Below are 24,343 nucleotides of genomic sequence, written 5' to 3'. Positions count from 1 at the left end.
TAGGAATTAATTCGCCAGGTCATTTACGGAGTCAGTCGTATTGACAAATGGGGCGACGATGATTTGGACAAATTTGCGGAATTCGCTCGCGGGTGATGACGCAACATAAACAATGTCTTTGTCGGTCATTTCAACGGATTGCGCTAAAAAGTATGCGTTCGGAGTTCCAAGATCGAGTTGATAGATTGTGGGAACCATTTGTGCAGATGCCAGCTGTTCAGGCAGTGGAATTCTGGCCGCAATCAGGCGCTCTCGTGGCTCAAAGCGAAACAGAAAAACCCCGCCCTTATCAGCCCGACTATCACTCAACCCACCAACTTTGGCCAGGGCCTCAGCGAGGCTAACAGTTTCCGTCTCAAACATTTGTTGCCCGTTGGCGCTGACCGCACCAAAGGCGGTAAAGCTCCGCGGTTTGTGCAGCAGCTGTATGGTATCGCGCGGGACCAACCAGACATTCTCGGCGTTTGTCTTCACGACATCATCTAGCCGGATGTTGGCCGTCCTGCCTGCCCGGTTGACGATAACTTCGGTGTCAAAACTCGCCTGACTTGGCCCACCCGAAAGGGCAACCGCATCCAGCAGGCGCAATCCGCTTGGGGGCAAATCAAACCGACCGGCACCTTTTACATCGCCAACGACTGTGATGGATTGCGCGCCGTTTTCCTTTACCACGACGACCACCTCTGGATCGACAGCCTTGCCAGCCAAGGCCTGCGCGATGCTGCCTCGGATTTGCTCAACACTTTGACCACGCGCCGGCATTGTTCCCACATAAGGCAAATAGATGTTGCCCTGACCATCCACAGTCGCCGCGATTTCGGCGCTTTTTGCCGTTGCGGTGGAAAACAGCCCATCTGGCGATGCTTCCCAAATCTGGATGCCAAGGACATCACCGATCCCGACACGAACGGCCCCGGGTTGACGGGGCCCTTGCGGTAAGGCCGTGCTAAAGGCCCTGCGAGGTATCTTGCCCATTACGCCCACAGTTTGCGGCGTCAAATTCACAACCGCATATTGCGAATCCTGCACAGTCTTTTCACCAGCTGCCAACTCGACTATCTTGGATTTACTGGGTCCCTGTCCAGGCAATGATGCGCAACCAGCCAAAGCCAATGTAAGCGCCAAGGCCACAGCCGAACGCCCCAAGGTCGCACTTGGATATCCAGGACTCAACAGTTTCACACCTGTATCTCTCTCGGTCCGACCGACGCGAAGGGCAAAATGCAAAGCAGTTTTTGGGCGGATATGCCTGATTTTCACTTGCTATCGATCCTGACTCGCGCTTAAGGCGTTTTAATCGCCTATATGTACCTATAAAAAAAATTGTGTAAAGGACTCCACTAGATGGAGTGGCGGAAAACGCCCATCAGCCTGACCACACATATATAGCCGCAAAAATCATAGTTTATGCGCCTGATGCAACATCAAGCGCAAACAATATGGTTAGTGCGGCAAAATCGCAATGCAGTGCATGACCAGATTTTATGCAGTTTTTAGGCGAGTGCCCTCGACCGATCTTAAAGCAGGCGTCTGCTGGCCCGCCAAGTCGATAGAATTCTAAGCTTTCAGGCGGAACAACGCGCCCGAAACATCGTCAGGAAAATCCTCTCCGCCGAAATAGGATGCAAGATCCCAGACTAGCGCTTCAAGCAGTGCAGCGTTTGGCATGCCCCTGTTCGCCTGCAAAATACGCGCCAGACCTTCCTCGCCCAATTCGATCCCCGCAGGCGATGGGCATTCCGTCACCCCGTCCGAGACAAGGAAAAGCCGGTCGCCGGGGAAAAGCTGTGCTTCCACCCGCTCGAACTGCGCCTCTTGGATAAGGCCAATCGGCATGCCGCCTTTCCCGATATACTCAATCTCACCCGAGCTTCGAATCACCGCTGGATGAGGGTGCCCCGCCTGAACCAACTGCATATACCCTGAAACCAAGTCGATATCTGCATAGGCAAGCGTGAAATATTGCTCGACCTGAATCTCTTCGAACATCATCCGGTTCAGCCGCGCTGCGACCACCTCTGGTGGATGGGCATCGCGTTCACCATCCGAATTGATTGTCAGTGCAACATTCTGATCAGGCGTCGATCCGGTCAAAAGCCCCGACAAACGCGCCGTCATCATGGCAGAGGCAACACCATGCCCCGAAACATCCACCGAAAAGACACCGATCCGTCGGTCGTTAATCTCAAAAAAACCGACCAGATCGCCGCCAACATGACCCGAAGGACGCAAGAGGGCGGACACCTCTCCCTTGCCGAAATCCCGGAACCGTTCACGGATCAGGGTTTGCTGCAATTTACGCGCCTCAATCAGATCGCGGTCCAGTGAGTCATAGAGGTTTTGCAGCTCATTCAGCGTTGCGCCGACCAACCGGTTCTTTTCCATCAGCTCTGACTGCATGCTGATGATACGCTCACCCGCGCGAAAGCGGGCGCGCAGCTCGTCGGAGTTTACAGGTTTCGCCAGAAAATCATCAGCACCGCAATCCAGCCCATCCGCGATTTCCGCTTTTTCCGACTTAGAGGTCAGCAGAATGAAATACCCATAGCTCTCACGCGGTAGTTTTCTGAACTCTCTGCAAAAATCCAGACCATTCATTTCCGGCATCATCCAGTCACTCAGCACGATGTCAAAATCCGTCTCGTGACACAGCGCCAAGGCCGACAAGCCACTATCCGCCTCGGTCACCCGGTAACCCGCCCGCGCCAAAATCATTGCCAGAATACGCCGCTGCGCACGACTGTCGTCGGCAACCAAAACATGCAGCTGTGGCGTGCAATTCAGCACAAAATCCCCCCCTATTTGTTTTGGCAAAACTGTCAACACAGCGGATCCTTTACTAGTTGTCTTTTTGGATATGCCGTCAAAATCTTAAGGGCCAATGAAGCCTAAAATTATCCTTTTATTGCGCAAACGGACTTACCGATTGTTAAGCCATTGCCCACATGATCGCATTCGGGTGGCTAATGTGTGTGACGTATTGGGATAGTGATGATAGATTGGGATCGCGTAAACGAATTGCGGAATGAAATCGGCTCAGAGGATTTTGCCGAAGTCGTGGAAATGTTTCTGGAAGAAGCTGATGAGGTGGCAAAAACCATAGGAGCAGGTATAGAGCCTGATGCCGTTGAATCCGCACTTCACTTTTTAAAAGGCAGCGCATTAAATCTCGGGTTCCGGGAATTGGCGCAACTGTGCCAAATCGGTGAAAAAGCCGCAGCCAATGGCAAAGCGTCAACCATCGACCTTGGCAAGGTCATCTCGGTTTATGAGGGATCAAAGGCCAGCTTTGCGCAGGGCAAGGCGCCTCACGCCGCGTGAGAGGTCAGATCAGGAAAGCAGCCAGTGCTTCATCTGCCGTAATATCACGGTAGGCGAAGCCCGCCTTTGCCATCGCGGCAAATAGCGGCGGGAAATTCTCGGCGCTGCTCGTTTCAATCCCGATCAGGACAGAGCCGAAGTTACGCGCGGATTTCTTGAGGTACTCAAACCGCGCGATATCGTCATTGGGGCCAAGCATCATTAAAAACTCTTTCAATGCGCCCGGACGTTGTGGCATGCGCAGGATGAAGTACTTTTTCAGCCCCAGAAACTGCTGCGCGCGCTCCTTTACCTCTGGCAAACGCTCAAAATCGAAATTTCCGCCAGAGGTCACGCAAACCACTGTTTTTCCAGCGATTTGATCGGCCATACTAGGCAATACATCAACCGAAAGCGCACCCGCAGGTTCCAAAACGATGCCTTCGACATTCAACATGTCCAGCATTGTCACGCAAATCCGATCCTCGGGCGCAAGATACACCTGCGATGGGTCGGCCCATTTCAACATCTCATAGGTGCAGGCGCCCAAACGCGCGACGGCGGCGCCATCAACGAATGAGTTCACCTCGGCTAGTGTCACCGGGCCACCGGCCGCAAGGGCCGCAGTCAGGCTTGCCCCCCCCAAAGGCTCTACAAAACAAAACCGGGTTTCGGGGGCTTCTTGCCGCAAATAGCTGGTCACGCCCGACGCGAGACCGCCGCCGCCGACCGGCAAGACAACCAGATCCGGCGCACGACCCAGCTGTTCCATAATCTCCACCGCGACGCTCGCTTGCCCCTCGATCACATCAGTATCATCGAAAGGCGACAGAAAATGCGCGCCCTTTTCGGCGCAAAAATTCTGTGCCGCAGCGAGTGTCTGGTCAAAGTAATCGCCTGTCAGGACGATTTCGACACTGTCACCGCCGAAAACACGGGTCTTTTGGATTTTCTGCTGCGGCGTGGTGACCGGCATGAAAATCGTGCCGCGCACGCCGTAGTGTTTGCACGCATAGGCCACGCCTTGCGCATGGTTGCCCGCACTTGCACAGACAAATTGCTCTTGCTTGGGGTTGGTCGCACGGACCTTGCGCATTGCATTCACGGCACCGCGAATTTTATAGGATCGCACCGGTGCCAGATCTTCCCGCTTCAACCAGATATCCGCGCCAAAACGGTCAGAAAGATAGTCATTACGCTGCAATGGCGTCGGATCAAAGAGATCACGCAGGGCAGCAGTAGCAAGGCGGGCGGCTTGGGCAAAATCATGCATAGTGCCGATTAGACCCATCCGCAGGCCAAAGACAAGATAAACTGCCGCTTTTATGTTGCAAATTGTTAACCCCCCACTGGTCCCACCGCTTGCTCTTGCAAGGAATACCCAGTAATTGCAGGAAAATCGTGAAGGAGAAGCCATGCCTGCCGCCACCACATTTGCGCCGAAAAAAGTCGTTCTTGCCTATTCGGGGGGGCTTGATACCTCGATCATCCTGAAATGGCTGCGAACCGAATATGGCTGTGAGGTGATCACCTTTACCGCCGATCTCGGTCAGGGCGAGGAGCTGGAGCCAGCCCGCGCCAAGGCGGAACTTCTGGGCATCAAGCCCGAAAACATCCATATCGAAGACATCCGCGAAGAATTTGTGCGTGATTATGTCTTTCCAATGTTCCGGGCCAATGCGCTTTACGAGGGGCTTTACCTGCTGGGCACATCGATTGCGCGGCCGCTGATTTCCAAGCGTTTGGTTGAGTTGGCTCATGAACATGGTGCCGATGCGGTTGCCCATGGCGCCACCGGCAAAGGTAACGATCAGGTCCGGTTTGAGCTGTCTGCCTACGCGCTTGACCCGTCGATCAAGGTCATCGCGCCATGGCGCGAATGGGATTTGACCAGCCGCACCAAGCTGATCGAATTTGCCGAGACACACCAGATCCCGATCGCCAAGGACAAACGCGGTGAGGCGCCATTCTCGGTTGATGCGAACCTGTTGCACACCTCCTCGGAAGGTAAGGCACTGGAAGATCCGGCGGTTGAAGCCCCCGAATACGTCTATCAGCGCACGGTCGCACCCGAAGACGCGCCAAACACGCCACAATATATCGAAGTGACCTTTGAAAAAGGTGATGCGGTTGCGATTGATGGCGAGGCGATGTCGCCGGCCACGATCCTGACCAAGCTGAACGAGCTGGGCGGCGCGCACGGTATTGGGCGGCTCGACTTTGTTGAAAACCGTTTCATCGGTATGAAATCCCGCGGGATCTATGAAACCCCCGGCGGCACCGTTCTGTTGGAAGCGCACCGCGCGATTGAGCAAATCACGCTGGATTCAGGCGCAGGCCATCTGAAAGACAGCATCATGCCGCGCTATGCTGAGCTGATCTATAACGGTTTCTGGTTCAGCCCTGAGCGGGAAATGTTGCAGGCTTTGATCGACAAATCACAAGAGCATGTCACGGGCACGGTTCGGTTGAAGCTCTATAAAGGGTCGGCAAGCTGTGTCGGCCGTTGGTCGGAACACTCCCTCTATTCCGAGGCGCATGTGACCTTTGAAGATGACGCCGGCGCCTATGATCAAAAAGATGCGGCCGGCTTCATCCGGTTGAATGCCCTGCGGTTGAAACTGATCGCAACTCGGAATGCACGGTTCAAGTAACGACGCTGCGGCCTAAGCCATTGAAATATAATAAGACCGCGTAACTTGTTTGCGCGGTCTTATTATATCCGCAGCTTCACCTTGCCGTGAGATCACGCGCAGGTGCATTGCGCGAACAATGCAGGCAGGCAAACTGGTGCAAACAAGGGAATGGGATCAGACAATGATGAAACGGATTTTGACAGCAGCAGTGTTGGCAACAAGCGCGGGGATGGCACAGGCGGCAACCGAAAAGGCCATCGTCGCAGGTGGCTGCTTTTGGTGCGTCGAGGCTGATTTCGAATCCGTCGACGGGGTGAAATCGGTTGTGTCCGGCTATACCGGTGGCACCACGGATAACCCGACCTACAAGCAAGTAGGCCGTGGCGGCACCGGCCATTATGAGGCGGTCGAGATCACCTTTGACAACGCCAAAATCAGCTATGCCAAAATCCTGGAAATGTTCCTGCGCTCTGTTGACCCTTTGGACGCGGGCGGTCAGTTTTGTGATCGTGGAGAGGTGTACCGCACCGCAATATTTCCGTTGGACGACAGGCAAAACGCAACAGCCGTGACCGAAAAAGCCAAGGCCGAACAAGAGCTTGGAAAGCCCATCGTAACGCCTATCCTTGCCGCAAAGACCTTTTACCTCGCCGAGGATTACCATCAGGATTATTACAAGGGCAGCAATCTTGTATTGACCCGCGGCGGGCCGAAAAAGCAGTCAGAGGCTTATAAATTCTACCGCGAAGGTTGCGGTCGGGATGCGCGGGTGAAAGAGGTCTGGGGTGATGCCGCCCCCTTTGCCCATTAAGGCGCATTTTCCAAAAAGGCGTCGACCTCTGTACGGCTTGGCATCGCAGAGGCCGCACCGGCGCGGGTAACTTGCAGGGCACTTGCGGAGACGGCACGGCGCAAGGCCACCTCGGGGGCAAGGCCCTCATCCAAGGCAGCCGCAATCGTACCTGCAAAACAATCGCCGGCACCCGTGGTATCCACAGCCGTCACCGGAAATGCTGGCGCGCACAGCGGATCTTTGCCGGGCTTATGCCACTCTGCGCCCTGACTGCCCTTGGTGATGATGACATCACAATCAGGCAGCGCCCCGAAAGCGGCGATCATCTCCTTGGCCTCCCCCGCATTCATCAGCAAAAGAGAGGTAAAACGGACCACCTCTTTTAGTGGTGCCAGCTCAAACGGGGCGGGGGAATACAGCACACGCAGCCCCATATCCGCAGCCATCCGAACCGAGGCGGATTGGGCCGAAGTCTCATTTTGCAGCATCAGAGTGTCATCGGGGCAAGCAGAGTCCAACACGCGGGCAACATGACCATCGGGGATCTGACGATTTGCGCCGGGGAACAAGATTATGCTGTTTTCAGCCGATCTATCCACCTGAATGATCGCGTGACCCGTCGGAGTATTGACCTGCAACACATTGCCAAGATCCACATTATGGCCGCGCAGTTCCTCCATCATCCAACCGGAATCCGCGCCAATTGCACCGATGTGAAACACCTTTGCCCCGGCCTTTGCTGCCGCAACTGACTGATTGGCCCCCTTCCCCCCCAGCCCGCGGTAATACTGCAATGCAGAAAGTGTCTCACCCGGACGAACCAGATGCGGCACCTGATAGACGTGATCAATGTTGATCGACCCAAGATTATAAACCGCCATCAGACACCTTTTTGGCCATATTCGGGATGTATTCGGGACGGGTCAAACCCGCCCCGAGAACAGATCAGCCAACCTTGCAGGCCGCCAGAACCGCCATGTTCAGGATGTCATTCACCGTAGAGGTGCTGCTGCAAATCTGGATCGGGCGGCTGACGCCCGTCAGGATCGGGCCGATCACGGTTGCCCCCGCCATTTCCTGCATCAGCTTGACAGAGATAGAGGCAGAATGGCGTGCAGGCACCACAAGAATATTCGCCGGCCCCGTAAGACGGCTAAAGGGATAATGCGCCGCCGCTTCCTTGTTCAGGGCAACATCGACGGTCATTTCCCCTTCATATTCAAAGTCCACATTGCGCCCGTCCAGCACCTTTGCCGCCAGATGCATCTTTGTGGCACGTTCCGACACCGGATAGCCAAAGGTAGAAAAGGATACGAAAGCCACGCGCGGCTCCAGCCCCAGATTACGGGCAACTTTTGCGGCTTGGGTGGCGATATTTGCAAGGTCTTCCGGCTCGGGCCATTCATGGACCAAAGTGTCACTAATCAGCACAATCCGGCCCTTATACAGCAGGGCAGTAACCCCCACCGCGCCATCCGTAGCCTTGGCATCAAACACATTGTTGATCAATGACAGCACATGCGCCGATTTGCGCGTGGCCCCCGTCACAAGCCCGTCGCCATGATCATGTGCCAACATCAATGATGCAAAAACATGCCGGTCACGGGCCGCAAGACGGTGAATATCCTGCCGGTCCTGCCCCGCACGCTGCAACCGCTTATAGAGGAAATCGCGGTAAGTATCGAGATGACGGCTGTTGGCCGCGTTCACGATTTCCAGCTCCCGGTAACCATCGCCAAGGCCGGCCGCCTCCAGCTTTTCCTTGACGTCGGCATCCCGGCCAACAACAAGCGCCTTACCAAGCCCCGCACGTTGATAGGCAACGGCGGCACGCAGAACACGCGGGTCATCCCCTTCGGCAAAGATCATACGCGCCTGTGCCTGACGTGCGCGCGCATAGAGTCCCTGCACGATGCTGGCGGTCGGGTCCATGCGGGATTTCAGCGCCAGCTCATAGGCGTTCATATCCACGATCGGACGGCGGGCAACGCCGGTATCCATCCCCGCCTTGGCAACCGCCGGCGGGATGACGTGGATCAAGCGCGGATCAAACGGCGTGGGGATAATATAATCCCGACCAAAGGCCAGCTTGCGGCCATAAGCCATCGCCACCTCATCGGGAACATCTTCACGCGCCAGTTTGGCAAGGGCCTCGGCGCAGGCAATCTTCATCTCGTCATTGATCGCGCGGGCATGGATATCCAGCGCGCCGCGGAAAAGATACGGAAAGCCCAGAACATTATTGACCTGATTGGGGTAATCAGAGCGCCCCGTGGCAACAATCGCATCGGGCCGAACGGCATGCGCCTCTTCGGGCGTGATCTCGGGGTCAGGGTTGGCCATTGCAAAAATAACCGGATCTTCGGCCATGCCAGAGACCATTTCAGGCGTCACAGCCCCTTTTGCCGAAACCCCAAGGAACACATCCGCCCCCTCCATTGCCTCTTCCAAGGTGCGCAGGCTGGTATTGGCGGCATGGGCCGATTTCCACTGGTTCATGCCCTCGGTACGACCTTGATAGATCACGCCCTTGGTGTCGCACATGATGCAGTTGTCATGTTTGGCACCCATCGATTTCAACAGCTCAAGACAGGCAATCCCCGCCGCCCCTGCCCCGTTCAAAACAATCCGCACATCCTGGATTTTCTTGCCCGAGATTTCTAGCGCGTTGATCAAGCCGGCCGCACAGATCACGGCGGTACCGTGCTGATCGTCGTGGAACACCGGAATATCCATCATCTCTTTGAGGCGTTGCTCAATGATAAAACATTCGGGCGCCTTGATGTCTTCAAGGTTGATCCCGCCAAAGGTCGGCCCCATCAGGGACACCGCCTTGATGATTTCCTCGGCGTCTTCGGTATCAAGCTCAATATCGATGGCGTTCACATCGGCGAACCGTTTGAACAGAACCGCCTTGCCTTCCATCACCGGCTTGGAGGCCAGCGCGCCAAGGTTGCCCATCCCCAAAATCGCCGTACCATTAGAGATAACCGCAACCATATTGCCCTTTACGGTATAGTCATAAGCCGTTTCCGGATTGTCCGCGATGGCCTGAACCGGCACCGCTACACCGGGGCTATAGGCCAAGGACAGATCACGTTGCGTTGCCATGGGGGTCGAGGCTGTGATCTCATATTTACCGGGGCGCGGCTCCATGTGATAGGCAAGCGCTTCTTCGGGGGTGACACGATTATTAGAAGCCATTGAGCAAATTCCTTAATACTTTATACACTTTTAAACAGACAGCCCATTCGGCACAATCCATTTAGCGATACTTCAGGGCAGCAGTGCCACCCAAGGATTGGACTTGAGGATAAGGCCGTAACGGTTCGGGAAATCTCGGCGCAACGAGAACGCGCCCAAGACATGATATCCGACCGATCGGCACGTTTTGCGCCCCAAAAAATACGCAGCAATATTTTCACATCACTTTTGTCCAAATCATAGGCAAGATACAGGGCGGCAATTTCCTGATAAGGCTCGGCGCGGGCCTTATGGCAATCCGCCTTGGCAACGCAAAGCCCCGCATGGGTTTTAACCAGATCACTATGATTTTCCAAAAGCTGCAATGCGTGATCATGTTCACCCACACAGATCAAACGTTCCGCCAAGGTTAGGAGCGATCGCGCGGTGGGCAACCCCGGGAAATACCCCAGAATACAGACGATAAAGGCCAGAACCTCGGCCACGGTCTGATCTGACAGCGCGACAGGAACCATGCCATCCAGATCAATCGAGGGGCTGACCTTCGGGTCCGGCGCATCAAAATCGGCAAAGAAACTAATATAGTGACAGCCCGAGACATGGGCATGGCCCCAATATTCGTCCCAGCGATGTACGGCCGTTTGCAATGTCCCCAAAACCAGCACAAATGTCTGAGGGCTGGCAAACATCATATGGGTCAAATTCGCACTATGTGGGGTGATGGCCATTTCCGCATTGGCCATAATCGCAATCTGTTCAAGCGGTGACAGCTTGTCAAAATCAACCCTTTGAAATCCGAAAAGCCGCAGCATTTCCAACAGTTGTTCCGCCCCTACGATACTGGGGGCATCATCTGGCAACCCCACAAAAAATCGTTTTGGCAAATAGCTGAAATCCTTGCCCTCAATTGCGCGCAGGCCCCGTCGACGCAGCGCGGACAGGCTGCTGCTGAACGCATTCATCGACAGGATCGTTCGGGACTCGACATATCCGTCATGGCCGCGAAACATCGCATCAGAGGGCGCAAGATGCGCAACCGAGCCGACAACCTCTGTCGGAAACTGGAAATAGACATGAAGAAGGTCCAGCACCGTCAACACATGATCATAGTGCTTTGGTGCAGGCTCAAAGAAGATACGCCCCACAAACTCTGGAAAAAGGTCGGCTACGATCTCTTGTACGGCGGGATGCGGGCTTTTGACCCTGTTGGAAAAGTGGAAAAAGACATCCCCCCGAAACCCCGAACCCGCGATCTGTGCAAGCTGTGGCAAAGCCTCGGCAATAAACGCATAGGGGTTTGTGATGCTCCGGCAGGCGATTGCAACGGCAAGGTTTTCCGGCAAGGCTTGCGTGTAAAGGGGAATGGAGGCATCGATATTCTGGCGCTGACAGTCCTGAAAATATGAGACCAGCTGCTCTTCGGGGTCCAGATCATCCTCTTGATTTTCCCAGCAGTATCTTTTCAAAAGCCGGGCACCGGGCAAAAGGACCTTACCCTGTGCCAAGGCAAAAGATTCAGAAAAACACGCCTGCTCCAGCAAAACAGGAACGGTGTTGAATTCAATCGCTTGGGAAAATATTTTGTGACGTTTGGTGACGTTCAGATAAGCGTTTATTTTATAGTTCACCTCTTCAAAGGCGCTGGTGGCAAAACCCTGAATCAAAGCCGGTGTAGCGGGGCGCCAGAAAAACTCGGCTGGGTATGGCAACGATATTCCGCCATCCACGGCAGGGTTCAGGAACAGATCCTGCACGGGTAGGGAAAAGTTGATCTGGTTCTGCATCCGGTCGTCGGTCCTTGCGACAATATCGTCATGGCTCAAGATGCACTATATGGGGGTAAAACGTCTACCCGATATAGCGGTTTGATGTGGAATGGCCTTTCACCTTGCCCACCGGTTTTGTAGGGTCAGGGCAAACTGGGGGTGGCAGTTGAGCACTGAAAACGTAACGCCGATGATGGCGCAATATCTGGACATCAAATCCCGTCATCGGGATGCCTTGCTGTTTTACCGGATGGGCGATTTCTATGAGATGTTTTTTGAGGATGCGGTGAATGCCGCCGCCGCCCTGGACATTGCCTTGACCAAACGCGGCAAACATATGGGCGAAGATATCGCCATGTGCGGTGTGCCCTATCACGCTGCCGAAGGTTATCTGCTTACGCTGATCCGCAAAGGGTTTCGTGTGGCAATTGCCGAGCAGATGGAAAACCCGGCCGAAGCAAAAAAGCGGGGATCAAAGTCGGTGGTTGCGCGCGATGTGGTGCGTCTGGTCACGCCCGGCACATTGACCGAAGACACGCTTCTGGATGCGCGGCGGCATAACTTTTTGGCCGCTTTTAGCGAGGTTAGAGACGAATCTGCGCTTGCCTGGTGTGATATTTCGACCGGCGAATTGCGCGTTATGCCCTGCCCCGCAACGCGTTTAGGACCGGAACTGGCACGGCTGTCGCCAAAAGAGCTGTTGGTGATCGACGGCTTCGATCTGGATCTGGATGACGGGCCTGCCCTGACACAGCTTGCCCGGTCCAGCTTTGACAGCGCGGGGGCGGAACGGAAACTGACAGGCTTGTTCGGGGTCGCCTCGCTAGAGGGTTTTGGCCAGTTTGATCGTGCCGAGGTGTCCGCCATGGGTGCGCTGGTCGATTATCTGGACCTGACCCAGCGCGGCAATCTGCCCATGCTTCGCCCGCCGCTAAAGGAAGATCCCGGCGGTTTGGTGCAAATCGACACCTCCACCCGTCGCAATCTTGAGATAACCACAAGCCTATCCGGCACCAAAGACGCGTCCCTTCTGGCCGTGGTCGACCGGACATTGACTGCTGCGGGGGGGAGGCTGTTGGAACGCAGGCTTTCAGCACCCTCACGAGATCTTACGCTGATCCGCTCACGGCTGGATACAGTGGGTTTTCTGCAAGAACAGAGCCGTTTTCGGGCTGATCTGCGGGACGCGTTGCGCCGCTGTCCTGACATGGATCGCGCCCTGTCCCGGCTTGCGCTTGACCGCGGCGGGCCGCGCGATCTGGCGGCAATTCGCTCCGGTCTGGAACAGGCCCAGGCCCTGTACAAAAGTGCAGCCGGCAAAGGCCCCGAACTGCTGCAACAGGTCACTTCTGCACTTACCGGTCATAAGGATTTGCACGCGCTTCTGGATGCCGCATTAGTTGCAGAACCCCCTATGCTGGCCCGCGACGGTGGCTTTATCGCAAGTGGCTATGACCCGGAACTCGATGAGGCTCGCCAGTTGCGCGATGAGGGCCGCGCGGTGATTGCCGCGATGCAGGCAGAATATGCGCAACTTTCCGGTATCAGCAGCCTCAAGATCAAGCATAACAATGTGCTTGGCTATTTTGTGGATGTGACAACAACCCATGCGGAGAAAATGCAGTCGCCACCGTTGTCGGAGACATTTATCCACCGACAAACTACGGCGGGGCAAGTGCGCTTTACCACCGTGCGGCTGTCAGAGATGGAAACAAAGATCCTGAATGCCGGCAACCTGACGCTGGAGATCGAAAAACGTCATTTTTTCAGTCTTAGGCGACATATTCTGGACCACGCAGCGGCACTTTCAGCCACCGCACGCGCGATTGCAGAGATTGACCTCAATGCAAGTTTTGCCGATCTTGCCGCCGAGGAAGCGTGGACAGCGCCCATCGTTGACAACAGCCGCGCCTTTGACATCCGCGACGGCCGACATCCCGTGGTGGAGCGCGCCTTGCAAAAACAAGGAAGCGCGCAATTTGTGGCCAATGATTGCGATCTGTCGGCGAATGATACCGCTGCGATCTGGCTTCTGACAGGCCCTAACATGGCAGGTAAGTCTACTTTTCTGCGCCAAAATGCGCTTATTGCGCTGCTTGCGCAGGCAGGCAGTTTCGTACCGGCAAAATCAGCGCATATCGGCTTGGTCAGCCAGCTTTTCAGCCGTGTTGGCGCATCGGATGATCTGGCCCGCGGGCGGTCAACTTTTATGGTGGAGATGGTGGAAACGGCCGCAATTCTGCATCAAGCCGATGATCGCGCGCTGGTTATCCTCGATGAAATCGGGCGCGGTACGGCAACCTATGACGGGCTGTCGATCGCTTGGGCCACGCTTGAATATCTGCATGACAAAAACCAGTGTCGCGCACTCTTTGCCACCCATTACCACGAGATGACATCGCTTGCGGACAAGCTGGCGGGGGTGGAAAATGCCACCGTCAGCGTGAAAGAATGGGAAGGCGACGTCATCTTTTTGCATGAGGTCAAAAAGGGCGCGGCGGATCGGTCATACGGGGTGCAGGTCGCAAAACTTGCAGGGCTGCCGGATGCGGTGACGGATCGGGCCAAACTGGTTCTGGAAGCCCTGGAAAAAGGCGAGCGCGAAGGCGGCAAACAAAAGGCGCTGATCGATGATCTGCCGCTGTTTCGCGTGACACAACCTGCTCCGCCTGAAAAACCGGCCAAAAGTTCCGAGGTTGAAAAGCGGATCAAAGAGGTTCTGCCAGATCAGCTGACGCCGATGGAGGCGCTAAGTTTGATCTATGAGCTGAAAGCGCAATTGGATGGATAGAAATAGAAACGCCGGGTACAAACCCGGCGAGACTTGGAACGGAACTAGGCAGGTGTAGAGGAGACCCCAACCTGCGCCGGACGCAAAAGACGGTCATGCAGAAGGAAGCCTTCGGACATCACCTGAATAATCTGGCCGGATTTTGTGCCTGGCAAGGCCGCCTCAAACATTGCTTCATGCAATTGTGGATCAAATTGATCGCCAATCTCGGGGGCGACCGGCGTGACGTGATGTTTGGTCATCACATTCAGCAATTCACGCAGGGTCAGCTCCACCCCTTCAAAAAAGGCTTTGGCGTCGGCGCGGTTTTGGTCGGTCGCCGCATCAAGCGCACGGCGAAGATTATCATAGACCGGCAACAGATCACGGGCCAACTTGGAGCCGCCGTATTGCTCTGCTTCACGGCGATCACGTTCGCCACGCTTGCGCGAATTTTCAGCATCGGCCAGCGTGCGCATAAAGCGGTCACGGTATTCATCACGCTCGGCACGAAGCGTGGCCAGCTCATCCACAGGGGCGGCATCAAACTCTGACAAATCAGCCTCTGTCATTTCAGGGTTCATTGCACTGGCTGCCTGTTCTTGGGACATTTCGTCGTCTTTCTTTGTTTCAGTCATCTTAACTCATCCCCTCGTCCGGTCGGAGATTAGCCGCCCGACAAGTTGCGCTGTATAGTCAACGATGGGTACGATGCGGCCATAATTCAACCGTGTCGGCCCAATAACTCCCACCGCACCAATAATCTTTCGATCAGCGTTCATATAGGGAGACACGACAAGAGACGAGCCCGAAAGTGAGAACAACTTGTTTTCAGAGCCAATAAAAATGCGCACACCTTCGCCGTCCTCGGTCAGCTCCAGAAATTCGGCGATATCGCGCTTGCGTTCCAGATCATCAAACAGATGGCGGATGCGTTCCACATCGAACGCCTCAGTAGAGCCGTCCAAAAGATTGGCGCGGCCGCGCACGATTAACCGCTCGCTTTGCTCCCCCGCGTTTTGCCAATCAGCAAGGCCGGTCTCAACCAGTTGATGTGCGAGGGTGTCAATTTCCTGCCGACGTTTCTTGATTTCAGCGCTGACTGATTTTCGTAATTCCGACAGGGTTTTGCCGGCCGCCAAGGCATTCAGGAAATTTGCTGCCTCACGCATCGATGATGGGGTTTGGCCGGGAGGTGGCGTAAAAAGACGGTTTTCAACGTGGCTATCGGCAAAAACCAAGACCACCAAGGCACGGTCGGGGCCAAGACTGACAAATTCAATATGTTTGATCGGGGCTTCATGCTTGGGCGTCAGGACCAGACTTGCACCATGGGTGATGCCCGAAAGCGTAGACCCGACACGGTCCAGCAGGGATGAGACGCCCGATTGATTGTTGCTCATCGTCGCGTCAATCAGATCCCGGTCATCAGAGGCAACCTCACCCACCTCCAACACGCCATCAACGAACATGCGCAATCCCATTTGGGTCGGGATTCTACCAGATGAGGTATGGGGGCTGCCTAATAACCCAAGATACTCCAAGTCCTGCATCACGTTGCGTATGGTCGCGGCGCTGATCTTTTCCGACATGGTCCGTGTGAGCGACCGCGAACCAACCGGATCGCCGGATGCCAGATACCCCTCGACAACGCGCCGAAAAACCTCTCGGGAGCGTTCGTTCATCTCGGAAATAACTGCGGTGTGCTTCTTTTGTTCGGTCATTTATCTGCTCTTTAACGGCCCGTCACTCTATGGAGGATGTGGCCCACCCGTCAATGATACTTGCATCCTTATCCACAGGATGGGTATTTGTGCATGAATTTGTATTTAGGAGCATACCATGCGGCCATCATCACGCAAACTAGACCAAATGCGCAGCGTTTCCATTGAAACGGGTATTATGAAACATGCCGAAGGATCCTGTTTGATCAAGATGGGCGAAACCCACGTGCTCTGCTCTGCCACGATTGAGGAAAAAGCGCCACCGTTTCTGAAAAACACTGGCCAAGGCTGGATCACAGCCGAATATGGCATGTTACCCCGCGCCACCAACAGCCGGAACCGTCGCGAAGCGGCGATGGGAAAACAAACCGGGCGGACGCAGGAAATCCAGCGCTTGATCGGCCGCGCCTTGCGGGCCGGCGTTGATCGGCGCGCGTTGGGCGAACGCCAGATCGTGATTGATTGCGATGTCTTGCAGGCCGATGGTGGCACCCGCTGTGCCTCTATTACAGGCGGTTGGGTGGCGTTGCGTTTGGCGATGAACAAGCTGATCAAGGCAGGTATCGTCACCTCTGATCCGATTGTGGATCATGTCGTCGCGGTGTCTTGCGGTATCTATGCAGGTCAACCTGTGCTGGATTTGGACTATGCCGAGGATTCTAATGCCGGCACGGACGGGAATTTCATTCTGACCGGCGCACCAAAGCTGATCGAAGTACAGCTCTCGGCAGAGGGTGCCAGCTTTTCGCGCATGGAAATGGATCAATTGATGGATCTGGCCGAGGCGGGATGTACCGAACTGGTTGCGGCCCAAAAAGCGGCGACCGAATAAGATGCGCAAGTTTACTGAACAAAAGCTGCTTGTTGCCACGCATAATGCCGGCAAGCTGGCAGAAATCGCGGATCTGTTGAAACAGTTCAATATCGAGGTAATCTCGGCCGGTGAGCTTGGGCTTCCGGAACCGGACGAAACCGAAGATAATTTTGTCGGCAATGCCCGGATCAAGGCGCACACCGCTGCCCGTGCATCAGGGCTGGTAACCTTGGCCGACGACTCGGGCATTTGTATCGATGCACTTGGTGGGGCACCAGGCGTCTATACAGCCGATTGGGCAGAAACGCCTAATGGACGTGATTTTCACGTCGCTATGGATCGTACCTGGCAAGAGCTTGAGGCGGTCAATGCCCCCTACCCGCGGCATGCACAGTTTTGTTGCACTTTGGTAATGGCTTGGCCCGATGGGCACGATGAGGTTTTTGAGGGGGTGATGCCCGGCACCGTGGTTTGGCCCAAACGAGGTGAGCTGGGTCATGGGTACGACCCAATATTTCAACCGAGTAGTTATAACATTACGTTTGCAGAAATGTCAGCTGAAACAAAAAATGCGATTAGCCATCGGGCAGATGCGTTCAAGAAACTCGTTGCGGGCTGTTTCACGTGAAGGAGCTTTCTTTGGTCGAAGACTGGCAAGCGGGTGGCTTTGGTCTGTATATCCATTGGCCCTTTTGCCAGTCAAAATGCCCCTACTGCGATTTCAATAGCCATGTCTCCAACGCCATAGATCAGGATCAATGGAAGGCCGCCTATTTGTCAGAGGTCAGAAGGATTGGCCAAATAACCCAAGGACGAACCCTACAATCCATTTTTTTTGGCGGTGGCACACCGTCCCTTATGGACCCGGGTCTGGTTGCTAGCATTCTGGAAACTGTGCATGAGACATGGCAACCCGCAAACGACATTGAAATAACGATGGAGGCGAATCCCAGCTCTGTCGAAGCGGGAAGGTTTAAAGCCTATCGCAACGCTGGTGTGAACCGGGTTTCAATCGGCGTACAAGCGCTGAATGATTTAGATCTACGCCGACTTGGGCGCCTACATTCTGTGGCAGAAGCAAAAGCGGCGATCGAGATCGCAAGGAATACGTTTGACCGCTTCAGCTTTGACCTAATCTATGCCCGGCAAGATCAAAGCCTGACCGATTGGCGCGCCGAACTTTCAGAAGCGATTACCATTGCGGGAGACCACTTATCACTTTACCAGCTCACAATCGAAGATGGCACAGCCTTCGGTGATCGGTTCAGACGTGGTCTTTTGCGTGGGCTGCCAAATGATGACTTGAGTGCAGATATGTATCTTGTGACCCAAGAGCTGACCGAAGCGGCCGGTTTTCGGTCTTATGAAGTCTCTAACTATGCCAGAAATGGGCAGGAATCCCGCCATAACACGATATACTGGAATGCTGGGGATTATGCGGGCATAGGCCCAGGAGCCCATGGAAGATTAACTCTTTCAGGTAAACGCTATGCAACGGAAGCCGCTTCAAATCCGGCGCTATGGCTGTCGAGCGTCCTGAAAGGTGAAGGTGTGGAAAAACATGATTTTCTGTCAGGTCCGGAGCAGGGTCTGGAGTACCTGATGATGGGCTTGCGGCGCGATGTTGGAATTGATCTGGACCGCTATGATAGAATTTGTAGTGTCGCCTTAGAAACCGAACGGATTACAAAACTGCAAGATTTAGGCATGATCGAACTGAGCAACCGCCACCTGGTCGCGACGACCAAAGGACGGTTGCTTCTTAATTCGGTAATCGAAGAGCTAATGCCAGCCAATCTCTAATCACGATCCATCATAGACAGCGTGCGGCATAAATTATCGAGGTCTTCCAAAGTGTTATAACGGATTGTCAGAGTTCCGCGATCCCCACCCGGTTCGTGATCTATGCTCACACCCATACGAAGGTTGGCAGATAAATCTGCCTCTAGCGCGCGGGTGTCCGCATCTTTCTCTGGTTTCGAAATCGCGCTTGGTTTCTTTGATCGCGGCGGTGTTGATGATGTATCGCGAGCAAGTTTTTCGGTTTCTCGAACAGAAAGACCTTTATCGATAATCGTCTTTGCGAGCTCGGACGGGTTTTCGGTTGTGATGAGCGCACGCGCATGTCCAGCTGACAATCGGCCCTCACGAATATGGGCCTGAACATCTATAGGTAAATTCAACAGCCGCAAAAGGTTGGCTATATGGCTCCGGCTTTTAGACAATGCTTCAGCAATTTTTTCCTGTGTATGTCCAAAACGATCCATCAACTGTCGAAAGCCAGCGGCTTCCTCGATAGCGTTTAGATCCGCGCGCTGAATATTTTCAATGATTGCCACCTCCAGGACCTCGGTATCGCTAAACTCGCGAACCACAGTCGGAAGCTCGTGGACCTGAGCCAATTGAGCTGCGCGCCAGCGGCGCTCACCCGCGACAATTTCGTATGTGTTTGTGCCAGAAATTGGCCGCACAATAAGGGGCTGCAACACGCCTTTCTGACGTATTGACGATGCAAGGTCTTCCAATGCCTCTGGGGTGAAGTCACGCCGGGGCTGATTTGGATTCGGGACCAGGTTCTCTACGGCAACAAGGGTAGCATATCTATTATCAACCGGTGTCGAAGCGTCACCCTCTACAGAAACGTTTATGTCTGCCATCAAAGCAGACAAACCGCGACCTAGTCCACGGCGCTCTGGCTTTCGATCATTCATTCAGTGGCCTCATGTGTTTTTGTTGCAAGCCATATCTACTCGCAATTTCCAAGGATAGCGCGCGATATGCCTCAGCCCCCTTTGATCCCGGGTCATAAGAAAGAACTGGCAACGCATAGGACGGCGCCTCGCTTATTCGGACATTTCTCGGAATAATGTTCTTAAAGACAAGCTCACCAAGATTTTCGCGTGCGTCAGCTTCAACCAGCTGGGACAAATTGTTCCGTTTGTCGTACATCGTCAAAAGAACACCTTCTATCCGAAGATCGTTATTTGCAGTTTGCCGGATCTCGCGGATAGTCAACATCAGCTGAGACAGCCCTTCAAGCGCAAAAAATTCGCTCTGGAGAGGTATCAAGACTGAGTGACACGCCACCAATGCATTTACCGTAAGAAGGCTAAGTGAAGGCGGGCAATCAATCAGGATGAAATCAATGCCAAGGTTCTCCATATCTGGTTGCCGTAGCGCGTCATGCAGCAAGAAGCTACGCTTTTCGTTTGAAACAAGCTCCATATCTGCAGAGGACAGATCGGCGTTAGCTGGACAAATAAGAATGCCTTTTGTTGTGGTTTCTTGAATAACGGCATCCAAAGGCAATTCACCAACCATCAGATCATAGGTCGTGAGTGTTCTTCCAGAAACCTCGATACCGAGACCCGTTGATGCGTTCCCCTGTGGATCGAGGTCAATAACAAGAACTTTGGCGCCCAATTCTACCAAGCCAGCAGCCAAATTTATCGTAGTGGTCGTTTTGGCCACCCCACCCTTTTGATTTGCCAAAGCAATTATACGTGGTGAGATTTCATGTTGACGCCTAGGCATTTTTTAATCCGCTAATTTTCAGGATCGTTCCTGTAGGGTCTGTTTGACTTGGTATCAACTCATAGTCAAACAGGAAGCATTCTTGTGCCGCTTTTAGTTCACTTTTATAAGCGGAGCCCTTTGGAAACAGACAAACCCCAGATGATTTCAGGTGAAGAGATGCAAATGTTAAAAGGGTTGGCAATGGTGCAAGCGCACGGGCCGTAAAGCAGTCCGCTTGGAATGCTGCGATCTCCTCGACCCTTTTTGGACACACCACAACGGAAAGCTCCAAAACTCTAGAAACCTCACGAAGAAATGTCGCTTTTCGCTGATCAGATTCAACTAGCTGAAATTCATACCTCAGATTATCGGTGGATGACAAAATTGCCAGTACAATTCCTGGAAATCCACCCCCACTCCCCACGTCGAGAATTTTGGCGGCGTTTTTTGGAATTAAGTCATATAATTGTATCGAGTCGGCAATATGGCGATTCCATATTTGGTCCTGTGTCCCCTTGGAAATGAGATTTATCACCGGGTTCCACTTTAGAACCAAGTCCACAAAGATCTGCAACTTGTGTTGTGTTTCACGTGAAACATCTCGGCTTAAGAGCATGAAGAATCACCAACTTATTAGCCAAAACCTATCGGTTTAGCCGGGAGAGAATGAGAACTAATGCAGCGGGAGTCATGCCTTCAATTTTACTGGCATGAGCAATCGATGCTGGCTGAAAGCGCATTAATTTCCCGCGTAACTCAAGCGAGAGACCGGAGATACTTTCATAATCAAATTTATCTGGTATTTTTTTATTCTCATCTTTGGTTAAAACTTCTGCTTCTTGCCGTTGGCGTTGAATGTAACTCGAGTACAAGGATTCACGCCAAAGTTGGATCAGGTCTTGGCTGGGAATTTCGGGGAAATCAGATAAGCGAGAAATAATATCCTGCGGCGATCCATCGAGTTGTGATAGAATTGAAAATGCAGAACGCCGCGTCCCATCTAGTCGAACATTAAACCCAGATGCAGAGAGCTGGTTTGGGGTATAGGATATCTCGGAGAGTTTCTTTCGCGAATGATTCAAGCTAGAGGCTTTCGCTTCGAAAAACTCCCTACGGCCCGCAGATACGCACCCAATAGCAATCGCTTTTGGTGTAAGTCTCTGGTCAGCATTATCCGCGCGCAACATCAACCGGAATTCAGCGCGTGATGTGAACATCCGGTATGGTTCAGTAACACCCCTAGATGTCAGATCATCAATCATGACACCAATATAGCTTTCGGAGCGGCTAAAGAGCACTTCATCTTGACCTAACGCATTCGATGCGGCATTTAGGCCAGCAACAAGCCCTTGGGCGGCTGCCTCTTCGTATCCAGTAGTGCCATTAATTTGACCAGCAAAATACAATCCCTCGATCGCCTTTAGGGCCAAAGATCCTGTTAAGCAACGTGGATCAAAAAAGTCATACTCGATCGCATACCCAGGTTGAAGGATTTTAGCTTGTTCCAAACCCACGATAGAATTAACGAAACTTTTCTGGACGCTTAGCGGAAGTGAAGTTGATATGCCATTCGGATATACTGTGGAATCTTCAAGCCCTTCTGGTTCCAGGAAGATTTGATGTGATGACTTATCATGAAATCGAGAAATTTTATCCTCGATTGAAGGGCAATAACGTGGACCAACACCTTCGATGTTACCACTATGTATTGCTGATTGAGCTAAATTATCTTCGATAATTCTGTGCGTATTAGGGTTAGTCTCAGCGATCCCACAACTTATTTGACGAACGATTGGCTGTTTGTTTAAAAATGAAAGCATAGTTGGGGTGTCGTCCCCTTTTTGCGCCTCTAACTGATGCCAATTGATTGTATTACCATCCAGCCTCGGTGGTGTTCCGGTTTTTAACCGTCCACGCTCCAAGTTCAACTCGCCCAATCGTTTAGCAAGCTTTACAGATGGCTTTTCTCCCACCCGGCCACCGGATCTCTGTTCTTTCCCGATATGAATTACGCCATTCAGGAACGTACCCGCAGTCAACACGACAGAATTACAAAGAATGTCATCGCCATTCGCAAGCGTTACACCACAAACTCTCTCACCCCTAATGACAAAATCAATAACTTCGCCTTCAATGATATTCAACCGTTCTTGGCGTCCAAGCAATCGCTGTATAGATTTACGATAAAGCAAACGATCAGTTTGAACACGCGGCCCCTGAACTGCTGGTCCTTTACTACGATTCAGCAATCGATAGTGAATCCCTGCCTCGTCAGCCGCACGCCCCATCAGCCCATCAAAAGCGTCAATCTCCCTAACAAGATGACCCTTGCCAAGTCCTCCAATTGCTGGATTGCAGGACATAACTCCCAGCGATTTAATAGTAAGCGTAATCAACGCAGTTTTTGCACCCATACGTGCTGAGGCAGCCGCAGCTTCGCAACCCGCATGTCCACCCCCAACGATAACAACGTCAAATTGTTTCACGTGAAACATCCTCACTTTCCGATGCAAAAACTAGAGAATATCTCTCCAAGTAAGGTTTCAACTCCAACTTCCCCCAAAAGAAGTTCAAGATGTTGTGATGCGGATCGCAATTCCTCGGCGGCAAGTTCCACTGTAGGAACGACATTGAAAACTTCATCACTTGCCAAACGTAACGCGATAAGTCCATTCTGTATCGCCACCCTATGACGCTCGCGTGTAAGCAGCCCAGCACCAGAAATCCGCTGTTGAAGGATGCTAGAAATATTGCTCAAAAGAGCGCCAATACCTTCGCCTGTCAGCCCGGAAATTCTATGGTCGGCTTGAAATTCTACGTCCCCGGAAAAACTATCAAGTTTTCCAAGTGCCGTGATATCTTCGTCAAAAAACTCAACTTCGTCAATCCTATCACCATTTTCGGTCAAAAACACCCTAAGATCGGCTGCGTTTGCTCGCTCGATTGCAAGGTTGACTCCCATCGCCTCAAGCTGATCGCCTGTTTCGCGTATACCCGCGGTATCAAGAAACGTAACGGCAAGCCCATCGATATCCATGCGTACTTCTATCACATCACGCGTCGTGCCCGCAATTTCAGATGTCAGCGCTGCCTTACGCCCTGAAAGCGCATTTAATAGCGTAGATTTTCCGACATTAGGCCGCCCAACGATAGCTACCTCAAACCCTTCCCGGATTTGCTCGGCCATTTTTACACCACTTATTTCCGCTTCGAAATCTACAATTAACTCGCTCAAAAGATCTTTAACCTCTGGCATCACGTCTACAGGTATATCTTCATCCGCAAAATCAATCGTCGCTTCTAAAAGCGCACCAGCTCTAATAATTTTCTGACGCCAAGCGTCAACTTTTTTTCCGATCGCCCCTGACAAGACGCGAAGCGACTGGATTCTTTGCGCCTCAGTTTCAGCATCGATAAGATCGGCTAAACCCTCAACTTGGGTCAGATCCAGCATACCATTCTCAAGTGCCCGACGTGTAAATTCACCAGCTTCGGCAGGGCGCAATCCAGGAATCGCTATTAAGACATTCAAAATAGCGTTAATAGTGGCGCGACTTCCATGAACATGAAGCTCTACCGATTCCTCACCCGTAAAGCTCGCACCCTCCCCAAAAGCGATGACGAGCGCTTCATCTAAAAGCACGTCATCCCAATAGAGTTTACGGACACTGGCTTTGCGCAACTCTGGAACGCTTGCCATCATCCCGAGAGCTGCATGTGATTTCGGCCCTGATATCCGAATAACAGATACCCCAGCCTTCCCCTGCGCGGTCGCAAGAGCAAAAATAGTGTCTAGCATTGCAAATCCCTAACTTAGGGC

The 24,343-nt window shown here is 53.2% G+C and carries 20 protein-coding genes; 7 read left to right on the top strand and 13 right to left on the bottom strand.

The genetic code is table 11. The features are described 5' to 3' along the window. Window positions 1-6 precede the first annotated feature (6 nt). On the bottom strand, window positions 7-1,182 hold the full coding sequence (locus tag AKU94_RS09605; RefSeq protein ID WP_157056489.1) for a polysaccharide biosynthesis/export family protein: 1,176 nt from the start codon (window positions 1,180-1,182) through the stop codon (window positions 7-9). A gap of 375 nt (window positions 1,183-1,557) precedes the next feature. Next, on the bottom strand, window positions 1,558-2,787 hold the full coding sequence (locus AKU94_RS09600) for a PP2C family protein-serine/threonine phosphatase (protein ID WP_269744963.1): 1,230 nt from the start codon (window positions 2,785-2,787) through the stop codon (window positions 1,558-1,560). 276 nt (window positions 2,788-3,063) lie between these two features. Between AKU94_RS09600 and AKU94_RS09595 the strand changes: the two genes are divergently transcribed. Then, window positions 3,064-3,321: an Hpt domain-containing protein gene (locus tag AKU94_RS09595; RefSeq protein ID WP_332307225.1), complete on the top strand. Its 258-nt coding sequence runs from the start codon at window positions 3,064-3,066 to the stop codon at window positions 3,319-3,321. Window positions 3,322-3,325: 4 nt separating this feature from the next. On the opposite strand, the gene ilvA is transcribed toward AKU94_RS09595, so the two are convergent. Further along, the gene (gene ilvA / locus AKU94_RS09590) at window positions 3,326-4,573 is read right to left on the bottom strand and encodes a threonine ammonia-lyase IlvA (protein ID WP_050527140.1); all 1,248 of its coding nucleotides are present in this window, start codon (window positions 4,571-4,573) and stop codon (window positions 3,326-3,328) included. A 142-nt stretch (window positions 4,574-4,715) separates the two neighbouring features. Here ilvA and AKU94_RS09585 point away from each other — a divergent pair, with 142 nt between their 5' ends. Beyond that, window positions 4,716-5,954 (top strand): argininosuccinate synthase, encoded by a 1,239-nt coding sequence (locus AKU94_RS09585; RefSeq protein ID WP_050527048.1) that lies wholly within the window; start codon window positions 4,716-4,718, stop codon window positions 5,952-5,954. A gap of 166 nt (window positions 5,955-6,120) precedes the next feature. Beyond that, a complete protein-coding gene (gene msrA, locus AKU94_RS09580) occupies window positions 6,121-6,747 on the top strand; it encodes a peptide-methionine (S)-S-oxide reductase MsrA (RefSeq protein WP_157056497.1) in 627 nt (208 codons plus the stop codon). On the opposite strand, the gene AKU94_RS09575 is transcribed toward msrA, so the two are convergent. The 3 genes from AKU94_RS09575 to AKU94_RS09565 form a co-directional block, all read right to left on the bottom strand. Further along, window positions 6,744-7,610, bottom strand: a complete 867-nt coding sequence (locus tag AKU94_RS09575; protein ID WP_050527047.1) for a ribokinase — start codon at window positions 7,608-7,610, stop codon at window positions 6,744-6,746. The two genes, msrA and AKU94_RS09575, sit on opposite strands and share 4 nt — an antisense overlap. Window positions 7,611-7,674: 64 nt before the next feature. After that, window positions 7,675-9,933 (bottom strand): NADP-dependent malic enzyme, encoded by a 2,259-nt coding sequence (locus AKU94_RS09570; protein WP_050527046.1) that lies wholly within the window; start codon window positions 9,931-9,933, stop codon window positions 7,675-7,677. 20 nt (window positions 9,934-9,953) lie between these two features. Then, on the bottom strand, window positions 9,954-11,717 hold the full coding sequence (locus AKU94_RS09565; protein WP_050527045.1) for a glycosyltransferase 61 family protein: 1,764 nt from the start codon (window positions 11,715-11,717) through the stop codon (window positions 9,954-9,956). Window positions 11,718-11,865: 148 nt separating this feature from the next. Here AKU94_RS09565 and mutS point away from each other — a divergent pair, with 148 nt between their 5' ends. Beyond that, window positions 11,866-14,490 carry a DNA mismatch repair protein MutS gene (gene mutS / locus AKU94_RS09560; RefSeq protein WP_157056488.1) on the top strand — a complete coding sequence of 875 codons (2,625 nt, stop codon included), beginning with the start codon at window positions 11,866-11,868 and terminating at the stop codon, window positions 14,488-14,490. Between the two features lie 44 nt (window positions 14,491-14,534). Here mutS and AKU94_RS09555 read toward each other — a convergent pair whose 3' ends face one another. Further along, on the bottom strand, window positions 14,535-15,107 hold the full coding sequence (locus tag AKU94_RS09555) for a nucleotide exchange factor GrpE (RefSeq protein WP_050527043.1): 573 nt from the start codon (window positions 15,105-15,107) through the stop codon (window positions 14,535-14,537). A gap of 6 nt (window positions 15,108-15,113) precedes the next feature. After that, on the bottom strand, window positions 15,114-16,193 hold the full coding sequence (gene hrcA, locus AKU94_RS09550; RefSeq protein WP_083445019.1) for a heat-inducible transcriptional repressor HrcA: 1,080 nt from the start codon (window positions 16,191-16,193) through the stop codon (window positions 15,114-15,116). Window positions 16,194-16,311: 118 nt separating this feature from the next. On the opposite strand from hrcA, the gene rph reads away from it, so the two are divergent. The 3 genes from rph to hemW are packed head-to-tail and all read left to right on the top strand — an operon-like array spanning window position 16,312 to window position 18,810. Then, on the top strand, window positions 16,312-17,025 hold the full coding sequence (rph, locus tag AKU94_RS09545) for a ribonuclease PH (RefSeq protein WP_050527042.1): 714 nt from the start codon (window positions 16,312-16,314) through the stop codon (window positions 17,023-17,025). Between the two features lies 1 nt (window position 17,026). After that, on the top strand, window positions 17,027-17,635 hold the full coding sequence (rdgB, locus tag AKU94_RS09540; protein ID WP_050527041.1) for an RdgB/HAM1 family non-canonical purine NTP pyrophosphatase: 609 nt from the start codon (window positions 17,027-17,029) through the stop codon (window positions 17,633-17,635). Window positions 17,636-17,646: 11 nt separating this feature from the next. Next, the gene (gene hemW / locus AKU94_RS09535; protein WP_050527137.1) at window positions 17,647-18,810 is read left to right on the top strand and encodes a radical SAM family heme chaperone HemW; all 1,164 of its coding nucleotides are present in this window, start codon (window positions 17,647-17,649) and stop codon (window positions 18,808-18,810) included. On the opposite strand, the gene AKU94_RS09530 is transcribed toward hemW, so the two are convergent. Genes AKU94_RS09530 through mnmE form a run of 5 tightly spaced genes read right to left on the bottom strand, consistent with a single transcriptional unit; the run spans window position 18,807 to window position 24,322 of the window. Beyond that, the gene (locus AKU94_RS09530; RefSeq protein ID WP_050527040.1) at window positions 18,807-19,718 is read right to left on the bottom strand and encodes a ParB/RepB/Spo0J family partition protein; all 912 of its coding nucleotides are present in this window, start codon (window positions 19,716-19,718) and stop codon (window positions 18,807-18,809) included. The two genes, hemW and AKU94_RS09530, sit on opposite strands and share 4 nt — an antisense overlap. Next, the gene (locus AKU94_RS09525; RefSeq protein ID WP_050527039.1) at window positions 19,711-20,541 is read right to left on the bottom strand and encodes a ParA family protein; all 831 of its coding nucleotides are present in this window, start codon (window positions 20,539-20,541) and stop codon (window positions 19,711-19,713) included. The genes AKU94_RS09530 and AKU94_RS09525 overlap by 8 nt, the downstream gene beginning before the upstream one ends. Further along, window positions 20,534-21,139, bottom strand: coding sequence for a 16S rRNA (guanine(527)-N(7))-methyltransferase RsmG (gene rsmG, locus AKU94_RS09520; protein ID WP_050527038.1), 606 nt, complete (start codon window positions 21,137-21,139; stop codon window positions 20,534-20,536). The genes AKU94_RS09525 and rsmG overlap by 8 nt, the downstream gene beginning before the upstream one ends. A 28-nt stretch (window positions 21,140-21,167) precedes the next feature. Next, the gene (mnmG, locus tag AKU94_RS19170) at window positions 21,168-23,009 is read right to left on the bottom strand and encodes a tRNA uridine-5-carboxymethylaminomethyl(34) synthesis enzyme MnmG (RefSeq protein ID WP_083445026.1); all 1,842 of its coding nucleotides are present in this window, start codon (window positions 23,007-23,009) and stop codon (window positions 21,168-21,170) included. Window positions 23,010-23,020: 11 nt separating this feature from the next. After that, window positions 23,021-24,322, bottom strand: a complete 1,302-nt coding sequence (gene mnmE, locus AKU94_RS09515; protein ID WP_050527037.1) for a tRNA uridine-5-carboxymethylaminomethyl(34) synthesis GTPase MnmE — start codon at window positions 24,320-24,322, stop codon at window positions 23,021-23,023. Between the last annotated feature and the right edge of the window lie 21 nt (window positions 24,323-24,343).

This window comes from Pseudorhodobacter aquimaris (assembly GCF_001202025.1).
GTDB lineage: Bacteria > Pseudomonadota > Alphaproteobacteria > Rhodobacterales > Rhodobacteraceae > Pseudorhodobacter > Pseudorhodobacter aquimaris.
The sequence above is the reverse complement of the archived record's forward strand: the minus strand, read 5'-3'. Positions and strand labels throughout refer to the sequence as shown.